At 65.8% G+C, this 7,189-nt stretch carries 7 protein-coding genes; 3 read left to right on the forward strand and 4 right to left on the reverse strand.

Annotated elements, in window-relative coordinates:
- Window positions 1-198: 198 nt before the first annotated feature.
- From fliD to C2I19_RS15720, 3 genes are all read left to right on the forward strand, one after another.
- On the forward strand, window positions 199-1,731 hold the full coding sequence (fliD, locus tag C2I19_RS15710) for a flagellar filament capping protein FliD (protein WP_158253734.1): 1,533 nt from the start codon (window positions 199-201) through the stop codon (window positions 1,729-1,731).
- Between the two features lie 69 nt (window positions 1,732-1,800).
- Window positions 1,801-2,493 (forward strand): FadR/GntR family transcriptional regulator, encoded by a 693-nt coding sequence (locus C2I19_RS15715; RefSeq protein WP_103903615.1) that lies wholly within the window; start codon window positions 1,801-1,803, stop codon window positions 2,491-2,493.
- A 9-nt stretch (window positions 2,494-2,502) separates the two neighbouring features.
- A complete protein-coding gene (locus tag C2I19_RS15720; protein WP_103903616.1) occupies window positions 2,503-3,762 on the forward strand; it encodes a CynX/NimT family MFS transporter in 1,260 nt (419 codons plus the stop codon).
- Window positions 3,763-3,815: 53 nt separating this feature from the next.
- Here the strand turns inward: C2I19_RS15720 and C2I19_RS15725 are convergent, their stop codons facing one another.
- From C2I19_RS15725 to C2I19_RS15740, 4 genes are all read right to left on the reverse strand, one after another.
- Window positions 3,816-4,361 (reverse strand): FlgO family outer membrane protein, encoded by a 546-nt coding sequence (locus C2I19_RS15725; RefSeq protein ID WP_103903617.1) that lies wholly within the window; start codon window positions 4,359-4,361, stop codon window positions 3,816-3,818.
- Window positions 4,358-5,047, reverse strand: a complete 690-nt coding sequence (locus tag C2I19_RS15730; protein WP_103903618.1) for a hypothetical protein — start codon at window positions 5,045-5,047, stop codon at window positions 4,358-4,360. The genes C2I19_RS15725 and C2I19_RS15730 overlap by 4 nt, the downstream gene beginning before the upstream one ends.
- A 92-nt stretch (window positions 5,048-5,139) precedes the next feature.
- Window positions 5,140-5,661, reverse strand: a complete 522-nt coding sequence (locus tag C2I19_RS15735) for a DUF2946 family protein (protein ID WP_103903619.1) — start codon at window positions 5,659-5,661, stop codon at window positions 5,140-5,142.
- Window positions 5,662-5,708: 47 nt separating this feature from the next.
- A partial coding sequence (locus C2I19_RS15740) for an ABC transporter permease (protein WP_146056836.1) occupies window positions 5,709-7,189 on the reverse strand: 1,481 nt, incomplete at its 5' end.

A 7,189-nucleotide genomic window follows, 5' to 3' on the forward strand; every position in this document is an offset into this window, starting at 1 on the left:
GGATGCTGGAGCGCTATCAGCAAACCATTCAGCCTTGCCACTGCTTGCAGGAGGCGGTGGGGCGTCCCTTGCAACACATTATTGGGACATAGCCTTTTTTATCGCCGCCCGCCCGGCGCCCCCGGAAAAATCAATCTCGCCAATGACTTGACCGACATGGTCTACACTAAAACCAGGTATGGCTTGCAAGCATCGGCGATGAACTCCCTGTCCGGATACACCTCTCCTCTCGCGTCTTTCGACAGCCTGTTGCCGAACTTGAGCGGATTATTGTCCAGCGGCCTGCTGCTCGGCTCCGCCAGCGGCGCGAGCGGCGGCGCCTCGTCCACCACGCCGGATCCGACCCAGGTGGCGCTGTCCACCCTGGGGCAGCTGATGTCCATCCTCAATACCTTCCAGAACAGCCTGCAACAGGTATATTCGCCCTACAACCAGTTCAACAGCACCAGCGCCAGCAGCAGCAACCCGGCGGTAGCCAGCATCAGTTCCTCCGCCGGCGCGCAAAGCGCCAGCTATCTGCTCAACGTCTCTCAACTAGCGCAGGCCCATAGCGCGACCAGCGCCTTCTCGCTGCCGGACAGCGGCACCACGGTAGTCGGCAGCGGCAGCCTGACCATCACCACCGGCAGCTACGCCTATACCAGCCCTACCTCTGCCACCAGCTTCACTGCCAACGATTCTCCGGTGACGATCAGCATCAGCAACGGCACGCTGTCCAGCATCGCCAGTTCAATCAACGGCGCCGCAGCCGGCGTGGTAGCCAATGTGGTGCAGAACGCGTCCGGCAATTACCAGCTGCAGATCAGCCAGGCCAGCACCGGCGCCAGCAACAACTTCCGGATCGCCGTCAGCGACAACGATGGCAACAACACCGACCAGAGCGGCCTGTCTCGACTGGCCTTCGACCAGACCCTGGCCATCGGCAGCGGCCAGAACCTGACGCAGACGCAGGCCGCGCAGAACGCCAGCTATACCGTCAACGGCGCGTCCGGCTCCAGCGCAAACAATTTCGGCATCCAGCTGGGCAGCGGCGTGTCGGCGAATCTGCTGGCCACCGGCAGCAGCAATATCACGGTCAATATCGATTTCGGCACGCTCAACAACAATGCCCAGTCCCTGGCCAGCGCCTTCAACACCGCCCAGGGCGGCATCAACAGCCTGCTTGGCAACCAGGTCAATCCCAGCAACGACCCCATAGCCGCCCAACTGCCGCAATTGCTGAATACGCAGGCGCAGGCCAACTACAGCAACGGCAGCTCGCTGCTGACCTCGCTCAGCCAGCTAGGCCTGCTTTACCAGAGCCCCGCGCAATACGGGCTGGGCGGCACCCTGAGCTTGAACGCCAGCACGCTGCAAGCCGCCTACAACGGCGATTCCAGCGGCGCGGCCAATCTGCTGTACACAGCGGCGCAAACGCTGAATACCCTTGCCAACAGCTTCTCGTCTTACGGCAACGGCTCCCTAGTCAATGAGATGAACGCGCTGCAAGTCCAGCAACGCAATCGGCAACTGGTGATCAATCTCCCATCCACGCCGAATACCTTCCCCTACAATCTGCAAAACCTGCTCAGCTACCCGTCCAGCAATTCCCTGCTGTCCGCGCAGCAGATCAGCGGCCTGGCGATGTACGCGCTGGTAGACTCGATAGGCGCGCCCTACGCGCTGGACTCGCTGCTGGTCGGCCAGGGCCTGGGCCTGTCGCCCACCGGCACGTTCTCAGCCACCGCCTGACTTTCCTTCTTCCCCCATCCGGTCGCTCGCGCTACAATTCATCGGATGATTGGATGTTTTGGAGAAGCCATGACGCTACCCGCCGCCGCCAAACGCTCGCTGGTGGATATCGCGCTGGAAAACCTGAGTGCCCAACTGGCCGCCGGCCGTTGGCCGCTGGGCAGCCGCCTGCCCACGGAGCCGGAGCTGGCCGAAGAGCTGGGCATCAGCCGCAACACCGTGCGCGAGGCCATCCGCGTGCTGCTGTACGCCGGCTTGCTGGAGGTGCGCCAGGGCGACGGCACTTATGTCCGCGCCATCGTCAATCCCGGCGAGGCCATGCGCGCGATCAGCCGCGCCAGCCTGCGCGAACACCTGGAGGTGCGCTGCCTGCTCGAAGAAAGCGCCGCGCGGCTGGCCGCCGAACGGGCTTCCGGCCCGGATCTGGCCCGCATCGCCGCCGCGCTGGATAAATTGGCCCCCCGCGACGGCGAAACGCCGGAGGACTACGCCGCGCGCGACCTCGAATTTCACGTCGCCATCGCCGACGCCTGCGGCAACCAGGCCCTGGCCAGCCTCTACCGCTATTTCTCAGACGCGGTGCGCCAGAGCGTGCAGGACTCGATCCGCGACGAAGCGCTGCCAGATCCGGACACGGCGGCCCACGCCGCCATCTACCACGCCATCCGCGACCGCAACCCGGCCCGCGCCGGCGAAGCCGCCGCCGCCATCACCCGCCCCTTGCTGACTGAGCTGGCGCAGTTGCTGAAGCGGCAAAAATAAGGAAAACCCATGCGAGAGAATTTGAATCGGGACACGCCGATAGCCGATGAACTGCTGATAGACGACGACAGTCCCGCGGCTGCGCCCGTCTCCGGCCGCGCCCGCACGCTGCTGCTGTTGCTGGGACTGGTGCTGGTGGGGCTGAATCTGCGCCCGGCCTTGTCCAGTCTGGCGCCGGTGCTGGGCATGGTCAGCGCCGACGCTGGGCTGTCGCCAGCGCAGGCCGGCCTGCTGACCACGCTGCCGGTAGCCTGCCTGGGCATTTTCGGCCCGCTGGCGCCTCATCTGGCCCGACGCCTGGGCAGCGAGAAGACCATCGCGCTGGTGCTGGTCATCCTGGCCATTGGCACCGCGCTGCGCACGCAACTGGGCATGTTCGGCCTGTATGCGGGCTCCGCGCTGGCCGGCGCAGCCATAGGCGTGACCGGCGTGCTGCTGCCCGGCATCGTCAAGCGCGACTTCGCAGGCCGCGCCGGCCTGATGACCGGCGTCTACACCATGGCCCTGTGCCTGGGCGCGGCGCTGGCCGCCGGCCTCACCGTGCCGCTGGCCGAACGCTTCGGCCATGACTGGCGGCCGGCGCTGGCGCTGTGGTCCCTGCCCGCGCTGCTGGCGCTGGCGGCGTGGTGGCCGCAACTGGACACCCGCCATGCCGCGGGACAGGGCCAATGGCAAGTGCGCGGCCTGCTGCGCGACCCGCTGGCCTGGCAGGTGACCCTGTTCATGGGCTTGCAGTCGTCGCTGGCCTACATCGTGTTCGGCTGGCTGCCGTCCATCCTGATAGACCGCGGCCTGACGCCCCTTCAGGGCGGCTGGATGCTGTCGCTGTCCACCATGGTCCAGGTGCCGGCCTCCTTGCTGGTGCCCATGCTGGCCCACCGCTGCCGCGACCAGCGCCCGCCCATCGCCTGCACGCTGCTGATGGTGATCGCCGGCCTGTTGGGCATGCTGTACGCGCCGGCGGACAGCCTGATCCTGTGGGCGGCGCTGTTGGGCTTCGGACAGGGCGGCCTGTTCAGCACCGCGCTGAGCCTGCTGGCCCACCGCTCGCCGGACCAGCACGTGGCGGCCCACCTGTCCGGCATGGCCCAGGGCGCAGGCTATATGCTGGCCTCGCTCGGCCCGCTGGCCGTCGGCGTGATCCGCGGCCACAGCCATGCGGCCTGGCCGCTGGCCCTGCTGTTCACCGCCATCGCCGTCTCGGCCTTCTTCGTCGGCATGCTGGCCGGCCGCAAGCGGCTGGTGGGGGTGAGGGCGGCCGCCATTTAAGCCGCTTCCAATGCAAAAAAGGCGCTTCACGCGCCTTTTTTCCGCCCCTCCGTTTACCAGTTAGCCTGTGCCGCCTTGGCTCCGCGCAGCAAGCCACGCAGATTTTCATCCATGGGCAGGGAATAATCGTAAGCCGACAGAATCACGTTGCCTTCGGTCTGCACCAGCTTGAGATTGACGTACAAGGTGCTGCCGGAAGTGGCGTAGGTTCCGACCACCACCGCCTGGGCGTTGTGCACGCGGCTGATTTCGCCAATCTCGCGCGAGAGGAGCAGCTCGCCTTCTCCCTGCTTGACGAACAGGTTATCGCGCAGCTTCAGCTCTTTGACGGTCAGTCCGCGATTGGCGAAACGGGAGATCAACTGTTCCGAAAACAACCGCCCCAGCCGGGAGGACTCGGTCAACACATCCAGATTGACCAGCGTGGCGACCAGAATCGGCTTGCCCGGCGCCAGCGCCACGCCCTTCAACAAGGCATCGGCAGCTTGGTAATTGGTTTCGATCACGTTGACCTTGCTGGCGGACTCATAGCCGTTGCTGGCGCAGCCGGACAGCAAGCAGGCTGCAGCCAGGCAGGCTGCGGAAATCATGCGCTTCATTGCCCCACCACCTTCCAGGTTTTCATCCGGGTGGAGGGTTCTTCCGCGCCGTACAGGGTGCTGTCAGCCTGCTCGATGTAATACAGGTCGCTGGTGCGCGCCAGATAGCTGTGGCCTCGTTCCAGCGAGGTCGACACCAAGACTTCGGTCCGAGTGGGCCCGCCGGCCGCTCCTCCATTAAGGGCCAGCCGGCCCGCGTCCAAGCCCACCGCGGCCCCTACGCCGGCCAGCGCCGCGCCGGTCGGCGTGCCATGCAAGGCGAGGTCGCGGATCACAGCCACCCCCGCCGCCAGCGTGGTGACGGGGAACTGGATGCCATTGCTCACCTCGCTGCGATGCTGGATGACTTGGGTATCCACTGTCAGCTGCACGGCGGCCGGCACCGTGGACAAGCGCACGCCCTGTTCCAGCAGCCGGGTCAGCAGCAATTGGTGGAAGCTGCGATCAAACACAGCCGAAGCCGGCGGGGCGAGATACACCTGCTGCCCATCCTGGCCGCTGGATTGCAGCTTGGCGTGAATACGGGATGCAACGTCCTGCGCCAGCACATCCCAATGGTGCGCGGCGCGGGCTTTTTGCTGATCGGAGGCGGCATAATTCACCGCCCGGGGAACATCGAGGCGCGCGCTGGCGCAGCCCCCTAGGCCAAGCGCCAGCAAGATGCCGATGCAAACGTGGTTATTCATGGCTATGAATTATGATTGAAGTACAAGTTCCGCACTTTAACCCAAAAGCATGGCTTGATGAATAAACTGAATACAAGTTTGATCCAAATTGATTATTTAGGCCGCGCAACGATGCCGTAGCGCGCAAGCAGCGCCGGCAAACTGTCACAGGCAAGCGGCAACGCGGACTCAGCCAGCTTGAGCATGGCGGGCAAAGACGCCATGTCTCCATCCCAACTCGGCAAAGCCTCGTCCAGCAGCGCCGACAAGTCCCGATCGTCCACCACCGCCAGTTCCCCGCCTATCTCCAGCAACAGCATGCCGTCCGGCGTCAGCCAGGCGGCGCGCGCCGGCACATCGTCGTCATACGGCAAGGTGCGCCACCCCTTGGGCGTGCGCCGCGCCGCCAACGGCGCCGCGTCCAGCGTCACATACACTTTTTGCGGGCCGTTCTGCACATAGCAGCGGCCTTGCCCATCCCGGCTGTAATTGCGGTTGAAAAACTCCGCCATGCCCTCGTGCTGCAGCCTGTCGTCCTTTATCCACCACTGCCCGCGCGCATCCAGCCTTAACCAGCCGAACACCGCCGGAACATTGGGCCATTTGGCCATCGCGGCCAATACCATCGCATCCATCGCATTCCTCCCGCAGGCAGCCCCGCGTGTCGATTATCGGCGGCTTCTCAACTCAAGTCGCGCAGCACCGCCAACGGCGGCGTCCGCGTCACTCTGCCCACCAGCGGCCAGCCGGCCAGCGTCACCACCAGCACGCCCGCAACCATGCCCAGCGGCAGCAGCCATGCATTCAGCTGCCAGGGCAGGGAAAACAGTTTGACCGCCGCCAGCACGCCCAGCCCCGTCGCCCCCAATGCCGCCAGCAGGCCGGACACCGCGCCCAGCCAGACCAGCTCTGACAACACCACGCCGCGCACCTGCCGCCGCGAGGCCCCCAGCGTGCGCATCAGGCCGGCGTCGGCCAGCCGTTCGTCGCGGGTGGCCGCCATGGACGCCCACAACACCAGCACGCCCGCAGCCAGCGCCAACAGGAACATCGCCTCGATGCCCCGCGTCAGCTTGTCCACCATCGTCCTCACCTCGGCCAGAATGCTGCCCACGTCGATCACCGTCAAATTGGGGAAGCGCTCCACCAAGTGGTTGGCGAAAGCTTCGTCGGCCGCCTCCAGCCGGAAACTGGTGATCCAGCTGGCTGGCTGGCGGCTGAACTGGCCAGGCGTGCCGATGACGAAGAAGTTCACGCGGAAGCTGTCCCACGGCACTTCGCGCAGGCTGGTCACCTTGGCGCGATAGGTGGAGCCAGCCAAATCGAAGGCCAAGGTATCGCCCAACCGTATGCCCAGCGTATCCGCCAGGCCGCGCTCCACGGAAAACTGCGGCTTGATTCGCCTATCTTCCGACCACCATTTGCCGGCCACCACCTGGTTGCCCGGCGGCGGGGCCGCGCGCCAGGACAGGTTGAATTCCCGCCCGGCCAGGCGGCGCGCCTGCTCGTTCTCGTAAGCGGCCGGACGCACCGGTTGTTCGTTGATGGCGATCAGCCTAGCCCGCGTCATGGGTTCCAACTCAGGCTGCGGCCTGCCCGCCGCCGCGAAGGCCTCGCGGAAATCGGCCAATTGGCCGGGTTGGATGTTGATCACGAACTTGTTGGGCGCATCCGCCGGCACGCTGCGCTGCCAGGCGCCGATCAAGTCGTCGCGCACCACGGTCAGCGTCAGCAGCGCCATCAGCCCCACCGACAAGGATGCGATCTGCAGCACCGCCAGCCAGCGTCGCCGCGCCAGATTGGCGATGCCGTAACGCCAACCCACCTTGCCGCCGCGCGGCAAGCCGCGCGTCAGGCACACCAGCCCCAGCGCCAAGGCGCTGGACGCGGCGAGAAAAACGAGCATGCCCAGCAACAGCCAGCCGGCCAGCCTCCACTCCCCCACCTGCCACGAGGCAAGGCCCAATAAGGTGGCCAACGCCAGCAAGGGCGCGATCACGCCTTGCCGCGTCGGCGGCAACTCGTTGCGCAGCACGGCCGTCGGCGAGACGTCGCGTATCGCCATCAGCGGAGGCAGCGCCAGGCCGGCCAGCAGCAGCAACGAGGCCAGCGGCCCGATCAGCCAGGGCTGCCAGCCCGGATCCGGCAGGATTTCGCCGACAT

The sequence above is a fragment of the Chromobacterium alticapitis genome, from assembly GCF_002924365.1.
Lineage (GTDB): Bacteria > Pseudomonadota > Gammaproteobacteria > Burkholderiales > Chromobacteriaceae > Chromobacterium > Chromobacterium alticapitis.

Excerpts from the sequence above, each read along its gene's own strand:
- fliD (WP_158253734.1), top strand. The coding sequence starts at position 199 with ATGAACTCCCTGTCCGGATACACCTCTCCTCTCGCGTCTTTCGACAGC.
- C2I19_RS15720 (WP_103903616.1), top strand. The coding sequence starts at position 2,503 with ATGCGAGAGAATTTGAATCGGGACACGCCGATAGCCGATGAACTGCTG.
- C2I19_RS15715 (WP_103903615.1), top strand. The coding sequence starts at position 1,801 with ATGACGCTACCCGCCGCCGCCAAACGCTCGCTGGTGGATATCGCGCTG.
- C2I19_RS15735 (WP_103903619.1), bottom strand. The coding sequence starts at position 5,661 with ATGGATGCGATGGTATTGGCCGCGATGGCCAAATGGCCCAATGTTCCG.
- C2I19_RS15725 (WP_103903617.1), bottom strand. The coding sequence starts at position 4,361 with ATGAAGCGCATGATTTCCGCAGCCTGCCTGGCTGCAGCCTGCTTGCTG.
- C2I19_RS15730 (WP_103903618.1), bottom strand. The coding sequence starts at position 5,047 with ATGAATAACCACGTTTGCATCGGCATCTTGCTGGCGCTTGGCCTAGGG.